Below are 18,138 nucleotides of genomic sequence, written 5' to 3'. Positions count from 1 at the left end.
TCCGTCGTCGGCAGCGTCAGATGTGTATAAGAGACAGCGCCATGATCACGCACGAGACGCCGGGTGACACGTTCTGGGACCGCATCAAGGCCGGCGCGCAGCAGGCCGCCAAGGACACCGGTGCCACGCTGAAGTACTCCTCGGACCCGGACGCCAGCAAGCAGGCGGTGCTGATCCAGAACGCCATCGACTCCAAGGTCGACGGCATCGCCACGACCCTGGTCACCCCGGACGCGCTCATCCCGACGATCAAGAAGGCCGAGGCGGCCGGCATCCCCGTCGACACGTTCAACTCCGGCATCGACTTCTTCCAGAAGGCGGGAGCACTGACGCACTTCGCCTCCAACGAGAAGCTGGCGGGTCAGCAGGCGGGCAAGCGCGCCGCCGACGACGGCGCCACGAAGATCCTGTGCACCATCCAGCAGACCGGGTCGGTGGCCCTCGAGGACCGCTGCGCCGGCGTCAAGGACTCCTTCCCCAACACGGAGAACCTGCAGGTCAACGGCGCCGACGACGCCGCCGTCACCAGCGCCATCCAGGCCAAGCTGACCCAGGACAAGTCGATCAACTGGGTCATCACCCTCGGCGCACCGCAGGCCCTCGACACGATCAAGGCGGCCCAGACCGCGGGGGCGAACGTCAAGATCGGGACGTTCGACACCAACCCTGATGCGGCCCAGGCGGTCAGCGACGGCAAGATCCAGTGGTTCATCGACCAGCAGCCCTATCTGCAGGGCTACATGGCCATCACCCAGCTCTACCTGTTCAAGAAGAACGGCAACATCCTCGGTGGTGGCCAGGCCGTGCTGACCGGGCCGTCCTTCGTCGACAAGGCGAACATCGCCCAGGTCCTCCCGTTCATCAAGCAGAACACTCGCTAACCGCCTCCAGGGGGCCGGGCGCCTCCGGTCCGCCCGGCCAGCCCGGCCCCCGCCGAACAGCACTGGAGCTGTCATGAGTAGCACCCCCGTCAAAACCGACCCTTCCCCCCCGGCCCATGCCGAGGCGTCCAACCGGGTCACCCTGGGCTGGTCGAACCGGCTTCTCGCACGACCCGAGGTCGGGGCCCTCGTCGCGGCGGTCGTCATCTTCATCTTCTTCCTCGTCGTCGCGCCGGCCTTCCGCACCCCCGCGTCCTTCTTCACCGTCCTCTACCAGTCCTCGACGATCGGCATCGTTGCCGTCGCGGTCGGCATGCTGATGATCGGCGGCGAGTTCGACCTCTCCGCCGGCGTCCTTGTCACCACGGCTGGGCTCTTCAACGCGATGTTCTGCTACCAGCTCGGGATCAACCTGTGGGTCGGCGCGATCCTGTCTCTGGTGCTCTGCCTGGGGATCGGGTTCCTCAACGGCTACCTGGTCATGCGCACCGGGATTCCCAGCTTCCTCATCACGCTGGGTACCTTCTTCGTCCTGCAGGGCGCCAACCTCGGCGTGACCAAGCTCGTCACCGGGTCCGTGTCCAGCCCCAACATCAACCAGATGGCCGGCTACGACTCGCTCAACTGGATCTTCGCCCACGAGTGGCAGATCGGCTCGGTGACGCTGTCCATCACCGTCATCTGGTGGCTGCTCTTCGTGGCACTCTCGGCCTACGTGCTGCAGCGCACCAGGATCGGAAACTGGTTCTTCGCCGTCGGCGGCAACGCCGCGTCGGCTCGTGCGGTCGGTGTGCCCGTCACCCGGGTGAAGGTCGGCCTCTTCATGACCGTGGCGTTCCTCGGCTGGTTCGCCGGCATGCACTACCTGTACAACTACAACACCCTCCAGGCCGGCAACGGCGTCGGCAACGAGTTCCTCTACATCATCGCCGCCGTCGTGGGTGGCACGCTCCTGACCGGCGGCTACGGCAACGCCATCGGCGTGGCCATCGGTGCCTTCATCTTCGGCATGACGAGCCTGTGCATCGTGTACGCCGGGTGGGACCCGAACTGGTTCAAGGCCTTCCTCGGCGTCATGCTCCTGCTCGCGGTGATGGTCAACCTCTACGTCAAGCGACTCTCGAGCGCCCGAAAGGTGGGCTGACATGACCGACACCCTTCACGAGCACGCCGATCCTGGGCTGTACGAGGGCGAGCCGCTCGTCGAGATGATCGACATCGGCAAGACCTACGGTGCCATCCGGGCGCTCAAGGGCATCAACCTGACGGTCAACGCGGGAGAGGTCACCTGCGTCCTCGGAGACAACGGCGCGGGCAAGTCGACGCTCATCAAGATCATCTCGGGGCTGCACCCGCACAACGAGGGAACGATGAAGGTCGACGGCAAGGAGGTCCAGTTCACCAGCCCCCGTGACTCGTTGGGGCACGGCATCGCGACCGTCTACCAGGATCTGGCCGTCGTCAGCCTCATGGAGGTCTGGCGCAACTTCTTCCTCGGCTCCGAGATCACCGGGTCGTCCGTCCCGCTCGCGCCGCTCAAGATCAGCGAGATGAAGGAGATCGCCGACCAGGAGCTGCGCAAGATGGGGATCGTCGTCAAGGACATCAACCAGCCCATCGGCAACCTCTCCGGCGGTCAGCGGCAGTGTGTGGCCATCGCCCGGGCGGTCTACTTCGGGGCGCGCGTGCTCATCCTCGACGAGCCCACCGCGGCCCTCGGCGTCAAGCAGTCCGGCGTCGTCCTGAAGTACACGGCGGCAGCCCGTGACGCCGGGCTCGGGGTCGTCTTCATCACGCACAACCCGCACCACGCCTACCTCGTCGGCAACCACTTCGTCATCCTCAAGCTCGGCCAGGCCGTGCTCGACAAGAAGCGGTCCGAGGTGGCCCTCGACGAGCTGACCCGCCAGATGGCCGGCGGCGACGAGCTCACCGAGCTCTCGCACGAGCTGCAGAAGTGAGCGGGGTGGCGTCATGAGCGTCGCCGTCGCCCACCACACCCGCAGCTCGAGCGCGCTCGCCCTCGAGGAAGGAGCCCGTCAGGCCTCGTACCGTCGCACGGGACTCGTCGTCGTGCACGTCGTCGAGTCGCTCGACAACGACATCGCGGAGGCGAACCGGGCCGGCATCTCCGACGCGGTGGAGAAGGCGCTGACCACCGCGGCACTGCCCGACATCCCCTGGGATGTGCTCCTGGTCGCCGGCGGAGGTGACACCGCCCACGTGTCCGCGGCCCTCCTCCGTGCCGTCGACGACCTGCGACCGGACCTGCTGGTCATCGGCGCCCGGCGGCGTTCCCCGGTGGGCAAGGCGTTCCTCGGGAGCGTCACCCAGAACCTCATCCTCGACGCCGACGTGCCGGTGCTCGTGGTCAAGAGCCCGAGGTGAGGACACACGGGTGTGCTGACATGAGCACAATCGTGCATGGCACGGGCTCGTCGGTACCCTGCGGCCATGACCAAGCCCGTTGACGTCCGCATCGACCGCGAGACGCCGGTCCCGCTCTACCACCAGCTGGCCCAGCAGCTGAGCGCGGCCATCGCATGCGGGGACCTGCAGCCGGGCGACCCGTTCGAGAACGAGCTCGCCATGGCGGACCGCCTCGGCCTGTCCCGGCCGACAGTCCGGCGGGCCATCCAGGAGCTGGTCTCGCAGGGGCTGCTGCTGCGTCGCCGGGGGCTGGGCACGACCGTCGCCGGGCGCCAGATCCACCGGCGGGCCGAGCTCACCAGCCTGTACGACGACCTGCGGCGTGAGGGGTCGGGGGACCCCCGCACCGTGGTGCTGACCCACGAGGTGACGTGCGACGAGGCGGCCGCGGCCGCGATGGGACTGCCGGCCGACACGGCGCTGCTGCATCTCGTCCGGCTGCGCCTCGACGGCGACAGGCCCCTCGCGATCCTGCGCAACTGGCTGCCGCCGGCGTACTCCGACCTCAGCCGCGAGGACCTCGAGCGTGACGGGCTCTACGCGCTGCTCCGCGCCCGAGGCGGCAAGCCCGTCGTCGCCCACCAGCGCATCGGGGCCCGCCCGCCGACGGGCCCGGAGCGCAAGCACCTGAACCTCACTCCCTCACAGCCCGTCCTCACGATGTCGCGCACGGCCTTCGACGCCGTCGGCTCCCCGGTGGAGTACGGCGACCACTGCTACCGAGCCCAGGACTACTCCATCGAGGTCATGCTCGACGAGCGCTGACGGCGTCGACCGGCAGACGGCACCCTGTCGCGTAGCGTTGGTGGGTGAGCCGCGAGACCGAGGACCTCAACCGGCGCCTGCTTCGCGCCAGGGACGCGATGGACCGCGCCTACGCCGAGCCTCTCGACGTGGGAACGGTCGCTGCGCTGGCGCACATCTCGCCCGCCCACTTCAGCCGCTGCTTCCGCTCCGTCTTCGGCGAGACGCCTCACCGCTACCTGCAGCGCCGCAGGGTCGAGCGCTCGATGTTCCTGCTCCGCGAGACCGACCGTACGGTCACCGAGGTCTGCCTCGCGGTCGGTTTCGCCAGCCTCGGGACGTTCAGCCGCACCTTCACGGAGATCGTCGGCGAGACCCCGAGCGCCTACCGGAGGGGGCACGGCCCGATCGTGGCGCCGCACTGCGTCCAGCTGGCCGCCCTGCGTCCCTCGGCAGCCCTGGGCGGCCAGGACGGTCGAGCAGTTCTGGAGAAGCCGGCCCGGGAGGCGGCTCCTTAGGATTGGGGTCGTCTCATCCGGAACGGCGCAGGAGACCACGATGATCAGCAGGCTGAATGTCGCGTCCATCTATGTCCTCGACAAGGAGGAGGCGCTCGACTTCTACGTCAACAAGCTCGGGCTCGAGAAGGGCAGTGACGTCCAACAGGGCGACTACCGCTGGCTGACCGTTCGGGCTCCCGGCGACCACGCCACGGAGATCTCGCTCGAGCAGCCCGGCCCGCCCCTCCATGACGCAGAGACGGGCGAGCGCCTGCGCGAGCTGGTCAGCAAGGGCGCCCTCGGCGGGCTCGTGTTCACCACCGATGACGCTCGCGCCATGTACGACACTCTCCGCGAGCGCGGCGTCACCGACTTCACCCAGGAACCCACCGAGCACTTCTACGGCGTCGACATGGGCGTTCGCGACCCGTTCGGCAACGCCATCCGCATCCTGCAGCAGGGAACCTAGCCGCGTAGCAGCCCCGGCTCCGGTGCATCAGCCGTTGCGGCCGCTAGACACCGCGGTCAGCGGATCCGGCACGTCGGCGCAGCGCGAGCCGGCGCAGACGGAGCTCGCGGACCAGCGCCCTCTGCCGGAGCAGGACCGGATGTCGGTCCGGGGCGGGTCTGGTCGCGCCCTCGGTGACCCGTGGCTGAGCGTCGCGCAGGGCGTCCTCGATCGCGGCCAGCTGGTGCACGAGCTCTCGGATCGAGAGGTTCCTCAGGGCCGAAGGGTCGACACCGACCCCTTCGTGCGAGCCCTCTGCGATGCGTGCAGGCGACATCGTCATCGCCTGACCATGCTTCGGATGGTGCGCGGTGAGTGCTCTGCCGCGAGACGTGACAGGGCCAGTGCACCGACGAGGAGGCCGACGTCGCGCAGCGCGACGTCGTAGTAGTCGGCGATCGACACCAGGTTGGCGATGATGCCGGCCAGCCAGGCGGCTACCAGCAGCGCGCCGTAACGCGGCAGCACTGCCACGGCGACGCCGGCGATGACCTCGACGACGCCGACGGCGTACATCGCCTGTTGCGCGGTGCCCGGAACCAGGTCGTCGATCCACGGGGCCAGGTACTGCGGCCAGTCGGTGAGCACGTTGGTGAACTTGTCCAGGCCGAAGATGATCGGGGCCACCGTGAAGACGGTGCGCAAGAGGAGGAACGCCTGCCGGGACGTCGCGGCTCCGTGCCGCGCGGGGCTCGCGACGTCCTCGGGCCGGGGGATGGTAGCCATCGTCAGCACCTCTCTACTCGGAGTGGGTTGGCGGAGAAGGACGCGTCAGGGTGCTTGCCACGATGCCCCACAGCGGTCGGCCTGCCAGCGTCGATGACCGGCCAAGAACGCGTCCTGTCGCTGCCGGTCCCCAGCAACATGCCGCTGGCCTTGCTCGGCCGGCAGCCGGTTGCCGGTGCCCGGCAACCGGGCGTCTACTGGTGGGGCCCCATCGGTCGAGCGAACGGACGTGCATGGCAGACATCGGCGACTCCGCTGCCGGCCGATCGGCTCGGAAGGGCGTGCCTCCCGAGGCGCACGACGACGAGTGGCTGAAGGATGTGGCGAAGGGTGCCAGCCGCGACGCCGGCGACGTGCCGGAGGAGTTCCTCGGTGACTACCTGCCGATGCTCGCCGATGCGGCCACGTTCGGACAACGCCCCGCTCCCGGCGACCTGGAGGCGGTGCGACTCCTGGGCCGGCGTGCGGCCGAGTCGGGGATCTCCACGCGGAGGGGCGCTGACCTGTATCTCTCCGCGGCGCGGCGGGTGTGGCTCGAGCTGCCGGCGGTGATCCGCGAACGGGACAGCGCAGCAGTCCGGTCGGCGGCCGAGGCTCTGCTGCTGGTCATGGAGGAAGCCGTTGCCACCTTCGCCGAGGGACATGCCGAAGCCGGTCGCGAGATGGTCCGGTGGGAGGAGACGCTTCGGCGAGAGCTCATCGAGGACCTGCTTCGCGGTGACGCCCACCTGGGCGAGCTGGTGGAGCGCGCGGAGCCTTTCGGGCTGGACCTGACCCGCGCGCACCAGGTCGCCCTGGCGCGACCCGAGCAGCGGTTCGCGTCGATCGAGGCCGCGACCCGTTCGTTGGAACGCGTCCTCCTGGACCGGGTCGGGGATCGGGACGTGCTCGTGACGACGAAGGAGGGGTTCGTCGTCGTCCTCGCTCCCGGCGACACGGCGCGAGCATCGACGGGAAGCAGCAGCCGCGCCAGGCCGCCGGCAACCCTCGGCGGGCTCATCCACAGCGAGCTCAGCCGCCAACGTCGTGGAGGGACGTGGCGGGTAGCCGTGGGGCGGGCGCACCCCGGCGCGTACGGGATCGCGCGCTCCTACGAGGAGGCGAGGGAGGGACTCAACACCGCAACCCGCATGCAGCTGAAGAGCCCGGTGGTGGAAGGACAGGATCTCCTCATCTACCGGGTCCTGTTCCGCGACCAGCCCGCGATCGTCGACCTCGTCCATTCGGTCCTGGGCCCGCTGCGCGAGGCACGCGGTGGCGCCCGGCCACTTCTCGACACCCTGGAGGCGTACTTCGAGTGCGGCGGGGTCAACACCGCGACGGCGCTGCGGCTGCACCTGTCCGTTCGAGCCGTCACCTACCGGCTGGACCGTGTCAGGGCCTTGACCGCGCACGACCCCGTGGAGCCCTCGCACCGGTTCATCCTCCACGCTGCGGTGCTCGGCGCGAAGCTGTTGGGATGGCCGGAACACGAGCTGCCCGGCCCAGGTGCTGCGCTGGGCTCCGACTGACCGAGGCTGCATCGCGCCCTGGCCGCGGGCCGCGCTCCGGGACCATCGACCCTCACCGTGTGTCGGGGGTTCGCCGAGAGCGCGACGTTGCCGCTCGGGGGCAACGAACGGCTCCGAAGTCGACCGGCCGCTGACGCTGCCGGCCCTCCCGCCCAGTGCGAACCTGGTGAGAGGCACAGGGAAACCCAGGTCGAGGAGCCAAGAGGAGAGCAGTGGATCCGCTTGTGCGACTGGTGTCGTCGGTCATCTTCGTGGCGCAGCTGGACCGGTCGGTCGCCTTCTACGGCGAGGTGTTCGCCTGCCGGGAGGCGGTCCGGGATCCGGGGGCCGCTCTGCTGGTCAGCCCGGACGGCTTCCAGATGTACCTCGTCGCAAAGGGGTCCAGGGCGCAGCACCCTTCGGGACACATCGGCCTGCAGTGTCTGATGTGGTCCACGGACAGTGCTGAGGCACTCGACACCGTGGAGCGCGTCCTGGGCGAGCACGGCGCCGGCCCGGACCGGTACACCAGCGGGGGAGTGACGTTCGTGTGCGGCCGCGATCCCGACGGCATCAACGTGGTGGTTGCCCACCCGGCTCCCACGGTGCTGCCGCGGCACATCATCGCCCCTCGCCTCTACAACACCTGAGATGCGTGGCCGGACGTCAACCGGGCTGACCCGCCCGCGCCCCGTGATAGAGGCACGCGTGCGGGCAGCACGGTGCCCGGTCGTGCCCGCGGTCCGGTCGGACGGTCACGGCCCTCGTAGGACGTCAGCGAGGACAGCGGCCTGACTGATCTCGACCGCCTTGGTCGCCGTGAGGAGAGTCAGGGGGCCCGCCTCGGCGAGCACCCGGAGCTGCCGCAGCGCTGCGGCCCGCAAGGGATCGTCGAGCTCGGAGCGATAGCGGCGTGCGAACTCCGCGTACAGCGCCGGGTCATGTGCGTACCACGTGCGCAGCTCGGTCGAGGGTGCGACCTCTTTGCACCAGTGCTCGATGTGCGCATCCTCCCTGCGCATCCCGCGCGGCCACACCCGGTCCACGAGGACGCGAGTGCCATCGGTCGGAGCGGGGGGGTCGTAGACTCGCGCCGCCCTGACGGTCGGTGCCTTCGCCATCCGGCTGTCCTCCTGGAGCGAGTCGGAGGCGAGTCCGTGTCGCCGCCGTGTGGTGACCGACGGTCTGCCTCCATGATGATGGACGGATCATCCTCTATCCTACTCGGGCAGACCGGCGGGCCAGGAGCCGACGTGAGGAGCCAGGGACCCTTGGACGAGATCATCGCGGGGATCGGGGCGAAGGTTCATCTCCTGCGCCAGGGCGCGGGCCTCTCCCTGCAGCAGCTGGCGGAGCGCTCCGGCGTCTCCGCGGCGGCGATCCACAAGATCGAACGGAACGCCATGGTCCCGACCGTCACCACCCTGATGCGGCTGGCGCAGGCCCTCGGTCGCTCGGTGGGCTACTTCGTGGAGGAGGACCGTGACGAAGCATCGCCCGTCGTGCTCGTGCGCGCCAACGACCGCGCCACCCTGCTCCCCTCGCGAGGCGGCCTGACGAGGCAGAACCTCGCCGGGCCGCTCGGCCGTTTCGCGCTCTCGGCGTCGATCGTGACGATCCCTCCGGGTCGCGACAGCGGAAGGGCGCCCCTGGTGCAGCCGGGCGAGGAGCTCGTGTACCTGGTCAGCGGCTCCATGGAGTTCGAGGTCGACGCCACCTACCGGCTCCGGCGGGGAGACTCCCTGCATCTGCGGACGGAGCATCCACACCGCTGGCGCAACACCTCGGCACGGCCCGCCAAGGCTGTGTGGATCTCGCTGCGGGTTCCCCCGCCGAGGTGACCGGCGTTCGCCTGCACAGCCGTGGAGCCTCCACGTCGAGGTTCACTATAGGAACCGTTTTGGTTCTGATACTAGATGTGGCCGAAGGCATCTCCCCACGACGAGATGCTCGTAGGCTGTGCAGGACGGCAACATCGCGTCAAGGTGGACATTCATGATCCGAGTCGACGGCTATGCGCCCCTGCGCTCCTACGCGGCCATCGGGGACGGCCGCACGGTGGCGCTCGTGGCCCGGGACGGCACGATGGACTGGCTCGCCGTGCCGAACCTGGACTCGTCGAGCATGTTCGCCGCCCTCCTCGATGCGGAACAGGGCGGTTCCTTCACGCTGGCCCCCACCGTCGCAGGTGAGGTCTCCCGTCGGTACCTGCCGGGCACGAACGTGCTGGAGACCACGTTCACCACGACGACCGGGGTCGTCACGCTCTCGGACTCGATGAGCCTCGACGGCGGCGCGGGCTTGTGTCCCCTGCGCGAGGTGCAGCGCCGGGTCGAGGGGGTCGCGGGGCAGGTCACGATGAGCTGGCGGGTCAGGCCGCGGTTCGGCGACGGCCAGCGGCACACGCGGCTGGCCAGGCGGTACGACGTGCCGGTGTTCTCCTCCGGCGCCGATGCCGTGGCCGTCTGCGCGTTCGATGCCGGCGTCCCCGAGCTGGGCAGTGACTGGGTCGGCGGCACGTTCGAGACCCGTCCCGGGTCGGCGTCGGTGATAGCGCTGTGCGCAGCCCATCAGGAACCGCTGGTCTTTCCCGGTCGCGACGAGCTCGATGACCGCTACGCCACGACCTTGGCCACGTGGCGGAGGTGGCAAGGTGCCGGGCGCTATGAAGGCCCGTGGCACGAGCCGGTGGTCCGGAGCGCGCTCGCGCTCAAGCTGCTGGTGCACGCCCCGTCGGGGGCCCTGGCCGCCGCCGCGACGACGTCGCTGCCCGAGGACATCGGCGGAGTGCGGAACTGGGACTACCGGTTCTGCTGGGTCCGCGACGCCGCCTTCACCCTCGACGCGCTGCTCCGCCTGGGCTGCACCCCCGAGGCGCAGGCGTACTTCTGGTGGCTCATGCACGCCTCACAGCTGACCCGCCCACGGCTGCAGCCGCTGTACCGGCTCGACGGCGGGGCCCGCGCCCGCGAGCAGACGCTGCCGCTGCCCGGCTACCGCGGGTCGCGGCCGGTCCGGGTGGGCAACGCGGCGGCTGCCCAGCTCCAGCTGGACACCTATGGCGAGCTCCTCCACACGGCGTGGCTCTACGCCGAGGCCGGCCATCGGGTGGACGCCGACATCGGTTGGCGCCTTGCCCAGACCGCGGACCTGGTCTGCCGGCTCTGGCGCTCCCCGGACGCGGGGATCTGGGAGGTGCGCAGCGAGCCGGCGCACTTCACCCACTCGAAGATGATGTGCTGGGTTGCGCTGGACCGGGCCGCACGCCTGGCCGAGCACGGTCTGATCCCATCGCGTCACCGGGCCCAGTGGGACGAACAGGCCGTCGCCGTAGCAGACTTCATCGAAGGCGAGTGCTACTCGAGGGAGCGGAAGAGCTACGTCCGATGGGCCGGCGGCGACGAGCTCGACGCGAGTGTGCTGCTGGGTCTCCTGTCGGGCTACGGTGACGCGCGGTCCGCGCGCTGGGCGGATACCGTGACCGCCGTTCGTCGCGACCTGGGCCATGGCTGCTACGTGCGCCGCTACAGCGGCGACGACGGGCTCGTCGGAGGGGAGGGCGCCTTCGTCAGCTGCTCCTTCTGGCTTGCCGAGGCCCTGGCGCGCACCGGGAGCACCTCCGAGGCGACCGGGTTGATGGACGAGCTCGTGGAGCTGGCCAACGACGTCGGCCTGTACGCCGAGGAGATCGACCCCGCGACCGGAGATTTCCTCGGCAACCTGCCGCAGGCACTGAGCCACCTGTCGCTCATCAGCGCAGCTCTGACGATCGCAGGGGAGAAGCCCCGATGAGCGTCTGGGCGGCGCTCGCCGGCGGTTTCGCCGGGACCCTGGTGCTGACCACCGTGCTACGCACGGCCAGCGAGTTCCACCTGACCCGGATGGACCTGCCGTTCCTGCTCGGTACCGCGATCACGGTGGACAGGACACGAGCCAAGGCGCTCGGGTACCTGGCCCACTTCGTCATGGGACAGCTGTTCGCCCTGGGCTACTACGTGCTCTTCCTCGCCCTCGGCCGGTCCGACTGGTGGCTCGGCGCTGCGTTCGGGCTCGGGCATGGGCTGTTCGCCGGCACGGTTCTCGTCAACGTCCTTCTGCCGCTGGTGCATCCCCGCATGGGAACGACGTCTTCCGACGCGGGCACGGTCTCGCTGCTGGAGCCACCTGGTTTCATGGCCCGCAACTACGGCGTGCGAACCCCCCTCGTCAGCCTGTGCGCACACGTCGCCTACGGCACAATCATCGCGGTCTTTCTCGGCCTGGCCCGTTGACGGTTCCCCAGGCGATGCGGATCCGGCACGGCGGCCACCGGTCCGATCGCGCGGCGCCCCACTGCCCGGAGGCAGGCTCACGGGGCCAGACGCCGTCCGAGCTCGTCGAGGAAGTTGTCATACGCGGCGGCGACGTCGTCGAGGTCCAGCGCCTGCGGCAGGTCGACGGCAAGCTGGCGCTCGATGAGAAAGGCTGCGGTGGCCTCCACGATGCGGGCCTCGGCGGCGCCGTCCGGCTCTGGCTGTAGCCGCTCGACGACGTCGGGGCTCGCCTGGATCAGGATCTCGACCAGTTCCTCGCCCTCGCGGACGTGGACCAGGTAGTCGTGGCCGCCCAGGGGGTCGACCCGTAGGTGGTTCGTCATCAGGGAGGGTCAACCGCCGGCCGCACGCGTCGCCGTCATCGCAACGTCGGTCGCGATGCTGAAGATGCGCTCGGCACGCCGCGGGTCGGACCACTGGTGACTGTCGTGGAAGCTCATCCACTGATGCGGAGGGATGACCGTCCTGCTCGAGTAGTCGAGCTCGGCCCAGGTCACGGCGAGGTCGAAGAGGTCCAGAAGCACGTCGGGGTCACTGAGTACGGTGAGGAGCCGGTGGTGATGCCACTCGGTCAGGCCGCCGAAACCGCATCGGCCACGGCAGGTTCGGACGCGCCGGGCGCTTGCGGGCCCTGGGTCCACCACACTGACCACAGGTGCCAGGCCGGACCGCCGCCGGGCCCGCTGGTCCCCGGTCCCGATGCGAACAAGACTGGTGACCGGCTCCACACCGTCGCGGGGCGGCGTCGACAGCACCCTCGGACGGTCGCGAGGGTCCTCCGGAGCTCCTGTCTCATCCCTGGCGAGGGGCATGTTCGCCTCCTTGGTGCGGCGGGGAGTTCTGTACTGGCCTGCCTCGAACGTATGGCTGCCGGAGGGCGGCGCACAGGCCGGGTGGCGGCAGGCCTGGGGTTTCTGCCTTGCCGACGGTCGGCAAAGGAGCCGGCTCGGCCGAGGCCGCCGCGGCCCCACCGGTTTCCCGCGGTGCGCAACGACGAGGCCAGAACGTGTCCGGGTGTGGCCCTACCGGCTCACGCGACGGCGGGCGAGCCTGAGATGACCGAGGCCGTCCTCTCGGGGACCGACGCCTCCGCCCCTTCGTCAAAGGAGCCACCATGACGCCAGCCCGCCACCGAGGTCCCGAGTCGGCACCGTCCTTCATCATCGGCCGGCTTGCTCTCGACAGGGACGCCCGCCGCCTGCCCGTGCCGTCCGTCGGGGTGGCGCGTTCCTGCCGGTGGCCGCGGGCCGCGGAGCCGACGACGGCCGGGGTCGGCATCGGCCCCGACCTGGGCCCGTGGGACATCGTCGACGAGTGGGGTGTGCAGTCGTTCCCGGCGAGTGACCCTCCCGCGAACTGGTGAGGTCGATTGAGGCACCACTACCGTCCGGGGGCGGAACGGGGAGGTGGCCATGGGTGAGAGGCTCGACGGGCAGCACCAACGACACCACCATCGACCCACCATCGACACGACCATCGACCCACCATGGACACCGCCGCGATCGCGGTCCAGGAGATCCAGGAGCAGGAGACCGGTGATGACCACCGCCGCATTCGTCTACGACGCCGTCCGCACCCCGTTCGGCCGCCTGGGTGGGCTGCTGGCCGGAACCCGGCCCGACGACCTCGCCGCCCACGTCGTCGAGCAGCTCGTCAGACGGGCACCGGGCCTCGCCGACGGCGGCTTCGGCGAGCAGGTCGACGAGGTCGTCCTCGGCAACGCCAACGGCGCCGGTGAGGAGAACCGCAACGTCGCGCGCATGGCCACGCTCCTGGCCGGGCTGCCGACGAGCGTCCCGGGCTCGACCGTCAACCGGCTGTGCGGATCGAGCCTCGACGCGGCGATGCTCGCCTCCCGCTCGATCGAGACCGGAGACGCCGACATCGTGATCAGCGGCGGGGTGGAGTCGATGAGCCGCGCCCCGTGGGTCCTGCCCAAGACCGAGAAGCCCTATCCCGCAGTCGATCTGGCCCTTTCCTCGACCACTCTGGGTTGGCGGCTGGTCAACCCCGCCATGCCGTCGGAATGGACGGTGTCCCTCGGCGAGGCCACCGAGCAGCTGCGGGAGAAGTACGGCATCACGCGCGAGCGGCAGGACGCCTTCGCCGCCCGGTCGCACCACCTGGCCGACCGGGCGTGGGCCGACGGGTGGTACGACGACCTCGTCGTGCCCGTGCCCGGCGTCGAGCTCACCCGGGACGAGTCGATCCGCCCCGACACCACGCAGGAACGCCTCGCCGGGCTGCGCCCGTCGTTCCGCACGGAGGGTGGCACGGTCACCGCCGGCAACGCGTCGCCGCTCAACGACGGCGCGTCGGCGGTGCTGCTCGGTAGCGAGGGCGCCCGCGACGAGATCGGCCTCGACCCGCTGGCCCGCGTCGCCGGGCGCGGTGCGAGCGCCCTCGAGCCCCAGTACTTCGGCTACGCGCCCGTCGAGGCGGCCGAGGCGGCCCTCGCGCGCGCCGGCATCGGGTGGGACGACGTCTCCGCCGTCGAGCTCAACGAGGCCTTTGCCGCGCAGTCGCTCGCGTGCCTCGACGCCTGGCCGGTCGACCCGGAGCTCGTCAACCGGCACGGCGGCGCCATCGCCATCGGCCACCCGCTCGGGGCGTCGGGCGGTCGCATCCTCGGCACCCTGGCCCGGGACCTCCAGCGCACCGGTGGACGGTGGGGCGTGGCGTGCATCTGCATCGGCGTCGGGCAGGGCCTCGCGGTCGTGCTCGAGAACGTCAGCTCGGGCGTCACGTCGTGACGACCCAGCATGCGGGGAAGCGCCCGGACACCCGCGGTGTGGGGCAGTCGCGAGCCAGGGCGGACCCCGCTGCGCTCAGGGGCGGGGCAGCACGACGTCGACGAGGAGGGCGGGGTGGTCCGTGGTGCCCTGCATGTCGACCACCACGTGCGATCGCACACCGGCACCAGGGCTGACCACGACGTTCTGCACCACGCCGTCGTCGACGCGCTGGTAGCCGCTGGGGAGGCACGACTGTGGGCTGGGCGAACCGCGTGCCGCGAGGTTGAGATCCGCACCGAGGACGACCGGGTCGTCGCCGTCACCGCGCGTGATGCTCGGCACCACCGAGGTCAGCAGGTACCGGCACTGGTCGAGCGCGACGGCGGTGCTGGTGCTCGCCGTGTGCGTGGTGCACGCGGAGAACCGGGTGGCCACGTCGATGCACACCCAGACGCGTTCCTCCGGGTCGTCGAGGTCCTGCATGGGGTACACCCCGCTGTGGCGGCGGAGGCCGGCTGCGGCTGACGAGACGACGACGATGACCGCGTCGCCGAACTCCTGGCCGTTCTGGCACCGGACCGGGGCCCGGCTGGGGCGGTCCTTCGCGGCGGCGAAGGCCACGGCGACCTCGGCGGCGGGGAAGGCGGCCGACAGCGCCTGCTCGAGGACCCTCACGTCATCGCGGCAGACCTCGTTGAGGCTGAGCATGTCCGGCCGATGCTGGTGCACCAGTGCCACCGCCCGGCCGACGGCACGCCCGCCGGCATAGCAGGCAGCGCGCCCGCTGTTGCACAGGTTCACCTGCAGCACGCGCACCGCCGTCCCGCCCGGGCCGGTCGACGGCCGGCTCAGGCTCGGGCGCTCGCTCGCCGCGCGACCGGCGCTGCAGCCCGCGGCAGCGCCCACCGAGAAGGCCAGGAGGCACGCGACGGCGGCCCGGTGGGGCCGGCGGACGTCTCGAACCCGCATACCCATCGATCCAACCTGGCATCCGGGCGGTGTGCAATCGACGCGGGGAGCCGGTGCCCCTCAGGCTGTCCTGACGAGCCGGTCCACGTGCCAGCACCGCTCACGCGGCGAGGCCGGCCAGCGGACGAAGCCCTCGCCCGGCACGGCGAGGTACTCCTCGTCCGGCCCGCCGACGACCGCGCAGACCCTGACGCCGAGCAGTCGCGCCACCAGGTACGTCGCGCTCAGCCCCGTGACGTCGCGGGTCGTGCCGAGCGGTAGCAGCGACCGGGTCTCCGCGATCGCCTCGTGCTCACCGGCTCGGAGCACGACGCGCGTGCCTGGGGCCACCGCGTGCGCTGCCACGGCGACGGCGATGTTGTCGAGGTCGTCGGAGCCCACGGCCGCCAACGCCGCAGCCCGATGCAGCCGCAGCCGTTCGAGCACCGCCCGGTCACCGCCGTGCGCCATCACGACGGGCACCCCGAGGGTGCGGGCGAGCCGCAGGTTGGGGGCCTGCGGGTCCCGTTCGACGCCGACCACGGCCACACCGAGGCGTTGCAGCTCCTGGCACAGCCGGAGGCCAACCTGCCCCAGGCCGACGACGACCACGTGGCCGGACCGCGGCAGCGCACGGGCGCCGACCAGGCCCACGAGGCGCGGTCCGAGGAGCCGGTCGACGAGGCCCGCGGTGAAGGTCGCCGTGAGGACGACGGTCACGAGCATGGCGAGGGCCGACACGAGCAGGTAGCGCGCCGGCTCGCCCTCCGCCGACGCAGGACCCACGGTGGCCACGACCCGCGCGGCCTCGTGGAACGCCTCCGCGGACGCGTGTCCGGCCACGAGCGTCAGCCAGGCCCAGTCGCCGAGCAGGACGGCGAGCAGGCCGGCGGACCCGGCGAACAGGATGCGGCTGCCCGTGTCGTGCGGGCGAAGCTGCCCAGCCACGCGGCCCGCCCGAGCGTGCCAACGGGCCCGTCGACCCAGTGCCCACGGCGTCTCGGTGAGGGCCTCGCTGGTCCGTCGGACTGCCGTCGCCCCCTCGGCCGAGCGGCGGATCGCGAGCGCGTCCGGCGCGAGACAGGGAGCCACGAGCGAGGAAGCCGCCAGGCGGGCCGGCGACGTCACGTGGCAGTGCGGCAGGAGCCGCACCAGCTGCTCGGCCACGGTCTGGTCGAAGATCGTGACGACGAGCTCGGCCGCCGGCTCGATGTGGGCGGTCGCCAACGCGTACCGAAGCGCCGCGACGTCGTCGTGCAGGAGCACGGCCACGCCCGCGGGCCGCCACGACATGGCGCCGCGGAGGTCCTCGTCGCCGGGGGCGAGGAGGTGCAGCACCTCGAACCCACGCTGGGTCAGTGACGCGCACACCCGACGTGCCACGTGGGTGTCGCCGATGACGAGGTACGGCCGACCCGCGTGGCACCCGTCCATCGAGGTCACCTCATGTGGGGGTAGCGGTGGTCCGTCGCCGGGACGAACGTCTCCTTGATGACGCGGGTGGACGTCCAGCGCATGAGGTTCTGCGCCGCGCCGGCCTTGTCGTTGGTGCCGGAGCCGCGGGCCCCGCCGAACGGCTGCTGGCCGACGACGGCCCCGGTGGGCTTGTCGTTGACGTAGAAGTTGCCGGCCGCGAACCGAAGTGCCTTGGTGGCGTAGGCGACTGCCGTGCGGTCCTGGGCGATGACGGCTCCGGTCAGTCCGTACTGGGACGCCGACTCCATCTGGTCGACGACCCGCTCGAAGTCGGAGTCGTCGTAGACGTACACCGCCAGGATCGGACCGAAGTACTCCGTGCTGAAGATCTCGTCGTCCGGGTCGGTGCACTCGAGGATCGTGGGCCGCACGAAGTAGCCGACGGAGTCGTCGTAGGTGCCACCGGCGACCACGGTGATCGTCGGGTCGGCGTGCGCGCGGTCGATCGCCGCGCGGTGCTTGGCGAAGGCGCGCTCGTCGATCACGGCACCCATGAAGTTGCGGAGGTCGGTGACGTCGCCCACTGCCAGGGCCTCGGTCTGCGCCACGAGCTCGTCGCGCACCAGTTCCCAGACACTCCTGGCCACGTAGGCCCGCGAGGCCGCGGAGCACTTCTGCCCCTGGTACTCGAAGGCGCCACGCAGCAGTGCGGTTCGCACCACGGCCGGGTCCGCCGACGGGTGTGCCAGCACGAAGTCCTTGCCTCCGGTCTCGCCGACGAGGCGCGGGTACGTGTCGTAGCGGGCGATGTTCTCACCCACGCTCCGCCACAGGCCCTGGAAGGTCGGGGTGGACCCGGTGAAGTGGATGCCGGCGAGGGCCGGGTCGGCCAGCGTCACCTCGGAGACGGCGATGCCGTCGCCCGGGAGCATGTTGATGACGCCCGGCGGCAGGCCCGCCTCCTCCAGGAGCCGCATCGTGTAGTGCGCGGCGAGCTGCTGCGTCGGCGCGGGCTTCCAGACCACGGTGTTGCCCATGAGGGCCGGAGCGGTCGGCAGGTTGCCCGCGATCGCGGTGAAGTTGAACGGCGTGACGGCGTAGACGAAACCCTCGAGCGGGCGGTGGTCGAGCCGGTTCCACACCCCGGGCGCGTTGGCTGCCGGCTGCTCAGCCAGGATCTGCCGGGCGAAGGCGACGTTGAACCGCCAGAAGTCGATGAGCTCGCACGCCGAGTCGATCTCGGCCTGGTGGGCGGTCTTGCTCTGCCCCAGCATCGTCGCGGCGTTGAGCGTGTCGCGCCACGGTCCCGAGAGCAGCTCCGCGGCCTTGAGCAGGATGGCGGCCCGGTCGTCGAAGCCGAGGGCGCGCCATCCCGGTGCCGCGTCGCGAGCGGCGGCGGTGGCCGCCCGGGCGTCGTCCTGTGTCGCGTTGCGCAGGGTGCCGAGAC

The 18,138-nt window shown here is 70.7% G+C and carries 22 protein-coding genes; 14 read left to right on the top strand and 8 right to left on the bottom strand.

Annotated features, from left to right (window positions below):
* From ACR9ZK_RS14750 to ACR9ZK_RS14720, 7 genes are all read left to right on the top strand, one after another.
* On the top strand, nt 1–881 hold an 881-nt coding region (locus ACR9ZK_RS14750), incomplete at its 5' end, for a substrate-binding domain-containing protein (RefSeq protein WP_481342695.1).
* A gap of 73 nt (nt 882–954) precedes the next feature.
* Nucleotides 955–2,025 carry an ABC transporter permease gene (locus tag ACR9ZK_RS14745; protein WP_481342694.1) on the top strand — a complete coding sequence of 357 codons (1,071 nt, stop codon included), beginning with the start codon at nt 955–957 and terminating at the stop codon, nt 2,023–2,025.
* 1 nt (nt 2,026) lies between these two features.
* Nucleotides 2,027–2,842, top strand: a complete 816-nt coding sequence (locus tag ACR9ZK_RS14740) for an ATP-binding cassette domain-containing protein (protein WP_481342693.1) — start codon at nt 2,027–2,029, stop codon at nt 2,840–2,842.
* 13 nt (nt 2,843–2,855) lie between these two features.
* Complete coding sequence (locus tag ACR9ZK_RS14735) at nt 2,856–3,269, top strand: universal stress protein (RefSeq protein WP_481342692.1); 414 nt, start codon at nt 2,856–2,858, stop codon at nt 3,267–3,269.
* 66 nt (nt 3,270–3,335) lie between these two features.
* Nucleotides 3,336–4,076 carry a GntR family transcriptional regulator gene (locus ACR9ZK_RS14730; RefSeq protein WP_481342691.1) on the top strand — a complete coding sequence of 247 codons (741 nt, stop codon included), beginning with the start codon at nt 3,336–3,338 and terminating at the stop codon, nt 4,074–4,076.
* A 44-nt stretch (nt 4,077–4,120) separates the two neighbouring features.
* Entirely contained in the window at nt 4,121–4,573 is a 453-nt protein-coding gene (locus tag ACR9ZK_RS14725) for a helix-turn-helix transcriptional regulator (protein ID WP_481342690.1), read from the top strand.
* A gap of 40 nt (nt 4,574–4,613) precedes the next feature.
* Nucleotides 4,614–5,024: a VOC family protein gene (locus tag ACR9ZK_RS14720; RefSeq protein WP_481342689.1), complete on the top strand. Its 411-nt coding sequence runs from the start codon at nt 4,614–4,616 to the stop codon at nt 5,022–5,024.
* A 43-nt stretch (nt 5,025–5,067) separates the two neighbouring features.
* Here ACR9ZK_RS14720 and ACR9ZK_RS14715 read toward each other — a convergent pair whose 3' ends face one another.
* Both ACR9ZK_RS14715 and ACR9ZK_RS14710 read right to left on the bottom strand, forming a co-directional pair.
* On the bottom strand, nt 5,068–5,340 hold the full coding sequence (locus tag ACR9ZK_RS14715) for a hypothetical protein (protein ID WP_481342688.1): 273 nt from the start codon (nt 5,338–5,340) through the stop codon (nt 5,068–5,070).
* Nucleotides 5,341–5,342: 2 nt separating this feature from the next.
* Nucleotides 5,343–5,789, bottom strand: a complete 447-nt coding sequence (locus ACR9ZK_RS14710) for a DoxX family membrane protein (protein WP_481342687.1) — start codon at nt 5,787–5,789, stop codon at nt 5,343–5,345.
* Nucleotides 5,790–6,022: 233 nt separating this feature from the next.
* Here ACR9ZK_RS14710 and ACR9ZK_RS14705 point away from each other — a divergent pair, with 233 nt between their 5' ends.
* Together ACR9ZK_RS14705 and ACR9ZK_RS14700 are read left to right on the top strand one after the other, a co-directional pair.
* Nucleotides 6,023–7,300 carry a PucR family transcriptional regulator gene (locus ACR9ZK_RS14705; RefSeq protein ID WP_481342686.1) on the top strand — a complete coding sequence of 426 codons (1,278 nt, stop codon included), beginning with the start codon at nt 6,023–6,025 and terminating at the stop codon, nt 7,298–7,300.
* A gap of 224 nt (nt 7,301–7,524) precedes the next feature.
* The gene (locus ACR9ZK_RS14700) at nt 7,525–7,929 is read left to right on the top strand and encodes a VOC family protein (RefSeq protein ID WP_481342685.1); all 405 of its coding nucleotides are present in this window, start codon (nt 7,525–7,527) and stop codon (nt 7,927–7,929) included.
* 105 nt (nt 7,930–8,034) lie between these two features.
* Here the strand turns inward: ACR9ZK_RS14700 and ACR9ZK_RS14695 are convergent, their stop codons facing one another.
* Nucleotides 8,035–8,400, bottom strand: a complete 366-nt coding sequence (locus ACR9ZK_RS14695) for a DUF488 domain-containing protein (protein WP_481342684.1) — start codon at nt 8,398–8,400, stop codon at nt 8,035–8,037.
* A 132-nt stretch (nt 8,401–8,532) separates the two neighbouring features.
* Between ACR9ZK_RS14695 and ACR9ZK_RS14690 the strand changes: the two genes are divergently transcribed.
* From ACR9ZK_RS14690 to ACR9ZK_RS14680, 3 genes are all read left to right on the top strand, one after another.
* Nucleotides 8,533–9,120, top strand: a complete 588-nt coding sequence (locus ACR9ZK_RS14690; protein WP_481342683.1) for a helix-turn-helix domain-containing protein — start codon at nt 8,533–8,535, stop codon at nt 9,118–9,120.
* 154 nt (nt 9,121–9,274) lie between these two features.
* Nucleotides 9,275–11,071 (top strand): glycoside hydrolase family 15 protein, encoded by a 1,797-nt coding sequence (locus tag ACR9ZK_RS14685; protein WP_481342682.1) that lies wholly within the window; start codon nt 9,275–9,277, stop codon nt 11,069–11,071.
* Nucleotides 11,068–11,550, top strand: a complete 483-nt coding sequence (locus tag ACR9ZK_RS14680) for a hypothetical protein (protein WP_481342681.1) — start codon at nt 11,068–11,070, stop codon at nt 11,548–11,550. The genes ACR9ZK_RS14685 and ACR9ZK_RS14680 overlap by 4 nt, the downstream gene beginning before the upstream one ends.
* Before the next feature lie 77 nt (nt 11,551–11,627).
* On the opposite strand, the gene ACR9ZK_RS14675 is transcribed toward ACR9ZK_RS14680, so the two are convergent.
* Both ACR9ZK_RS14675 and ACR9ZK_RS14670 read right to left on the bottom strand, forming a co-directional pair.
* Nucleotides 11,628–11,915 carry a hypothetical protein gene (locus tag ACR9ZK_RS14675; protein WP_481342680.1) on the bottom strand — a complete coding sequence of 96 codons (288 nt, stop codon included), beginning with the start codon at nt 11,913–11,915 and terminating at the stop codon, nt 11,628–11,630.
* Between the two features lie 9 nt (nt 11,916–11,924).
* Nucleotides 11,925–12,116, bottom strand: coding sequence for a hypothetical protein (locus ACR9ZK_RS14670; protein ID WP_481342679.1), 192 nt, complete (start codon nt 12,114–12,116; stop codon nt 11,925–11,927).
* Between the two features lie 590 nt (nt 12,117–12,706).
* On the opposite strand from ACR9ZK_RS14670, the gene ACR9ZK_RS14665 reads away from it, so the two are divergent.
* Together ACR9ZK_RS14665 and ACR9ZK_RS14660 are read left to right on the top strand one after the other, a co-directional pair.
* Nucleotides 12,707–12,955 (top strand): hypothetical protein, encoded by a 249-nt coding sequence (locus ACR9ZK_RS14665; RefSeq protein WP_481342678.1) that lies wholly within the window; start codon nt 12,707–12,709, stop codon nt 12,953–12,955.
* Between the two features lie 175 nt (nt 12,956–13,130).
* A complete protein-coding gene (locus ACR9ZK_RS14660; RefSeq protein ID WP_481342677.1) occupies nt 13,131–14,345 on the top strand; it encodes a thiolase family protein in 1,215 nt (404 codons plus the stop codon).
* A gap of 75 nt (nt 14,346–14,420) precedes the next feature.
* On the opposite strand, the gene ACR9ZK_RS14655 is transcribed toward ACR9ZK_RS14660, so the two are convergent.
* The 3 genes from ACR9ZK_RS14655 to pruA form a co-directional block, all read right to left on the bottom strand.
* Nucleotides 14,421–15,296, bottom strand: coding sequence for an endonuclease/exonuclease/phosphatase family protein (locus ACR9ZK_RS14655; RefSeq protein ID WP_481342676.1), 876 nt, complete (start codon nt 15,294–15,296; stop codon nt 14,421–14,423).
* Nucleotides 15,297–15,356: 60 nt separating this feature from the next.
* The gene (locus ACR9ZK_RS14650) at nt 15,357–16,709 is read right to left on the bottom strand and encodes an NAD-binding protein (RefSeq protein ID WP_481342696.1); all 1,353 of its coding nucleotides are present in this window, start codon (nt 16,707–16,709) and stop codon (nt 15,357–15,359) included.
* Between the two features lie 5 nt (nt 16,710–16,714).
* A partial coding sequence (gene pruA / locus ACR9ZK_RS14645) for an L-glutamate gamma-semialdehyde dehydrogenase (RefSeq protein WP_481342675.1) occupies nt 16,715–18,138 on the bottom strand: 1,424 nt, incomplete at its 5' end.

It is taken from the genome of Monashia sp. HAY1-5C (assembly GCF_056755255.1).
This window is presented reverse-complemented; position numbering and strand designations above follow the sequence as displayed.

Excerpts from the sequence above, each read along its gene's own strand:
- ACR9ZK_RS14730 (WP_481342691.1), top strand. The coding sequence starts at position 3,336 with ATGACCAAGCCCGTTGACGTCCGCATCGACCGCGAGACGCCGGTCCCG.
- ACR9ZK_RS14650 (WP_481342696.1), bottom strand. The coding sequence starts at position 16,709 with ATGGACGGGTGCCACGCGGGTCGGCCGTACCTCGTCATCGGCGACACC.
- ACR9ZK_RS14705 (WP_481342686.1), top strand. The coding sequence starts at position 6,023 with ATGGCAGACATCGGCGACTCCGCTGCCGGCCGATCGGCTCGGAAGGGC.
- ACR9ZK_RS14675 (WP_481342680.1), bottom strand. The coding sequence starts at position 11,915 with ATGACGAACCACCTACGGGTCGACCCCCTGGGCGGCCACGACTACCTG.
- ACR9ZK_RS14695 (WP_481342684.1), bottom strand. The coding sequence starts at position 8,400 with ATGGCGAAGGCACCGACCGTCAGGGCGGCGCGAGTCTACGACCCCCCC.
- ACR9ZK_RS14680 (WP_481342681.1), top strand. The coding sequence starts at position 11,068 with ATGAGCGTCTGGGCGGCGCTCGCCGGCGGTTTCGCCGGGACCCTGGTG.
- ACR9ZK_RS14655 (WP_481342676.1), bottom strand. The coding sequence starts at position 15,296 with ATGCGGGTTCGAGACGTCCGCCGGCCCCACCGGGCCGCCGTCGCGTGC.
- ACR9ZK_RS14740 (WP_481342693.1), top strand. The coding sequence starts at position 2,027 with ATGACCGACACCCTTCACGAGCACGCCGATCCTGGGCTGTACGAGGGC.
- ACR9ZK_RS14685 (WP_481342682.1), top strand. The coding sequence starts at position 9,275 with ATGATCCGAGTCGACGGCTATGCGCCCCTGCGCTCCTACGCGGCCATC.
- ACR9ZK_RS14660 (WP_481342677.1), top strand. The coding sequence starts at position 13,131 with ATGACCACCGCCGCATTCGTCTACGACGCCGTCCGCACCCCGTTCGGC.
- ACR9ZK_RS14745 (WP_481342694.1), top strand. The coding sequence starts at position 955 with ATGAGTAGCACCCCCGTCAAAACCGACCCTTCCCCCCCGGCCCATGCC.
- ACR9ZK_RS14715 (WP_481342688.1), bottom strand. The coding sequence starts at position 5,340 with ATGTCGCCTGCACGCATCGCAGAGGGCTCGCACGAAGGGGTCGGTGTC.
- ACR9ZK_RS14665 (WP_481342678.1), top strand. The coding sequence starts at position 12,707 with ATGACGCCAGCCCGCCACCGAGGTCCCGAGTCGGCACCGTCCTTCATC.
- ACR9ZK_RS14720 (WP_481342689.1), top strand. The coding sequence starts at position 4,614 with ATGATCAGCAGGCTGAATGTCGCGTCCATCTATGTCCTCGACAAGGAG.
- ACR9ZK_RS14710 (WP_481342687.1), bottom strand. The coding sequence starts at position 5,789 with ATGGCTACCATCCCCCGGCCCGAGGACGTCGCGAGCCCCGCGCGGCAC.
- ACR9ZK_RS14735 (WP_481342692.1), top strand. The coding sequence starts at position 2,856 with ATGAGCGTCGCCGTCGCCCACCACACCCGCAGCTCGAGCGCGCTCGCC.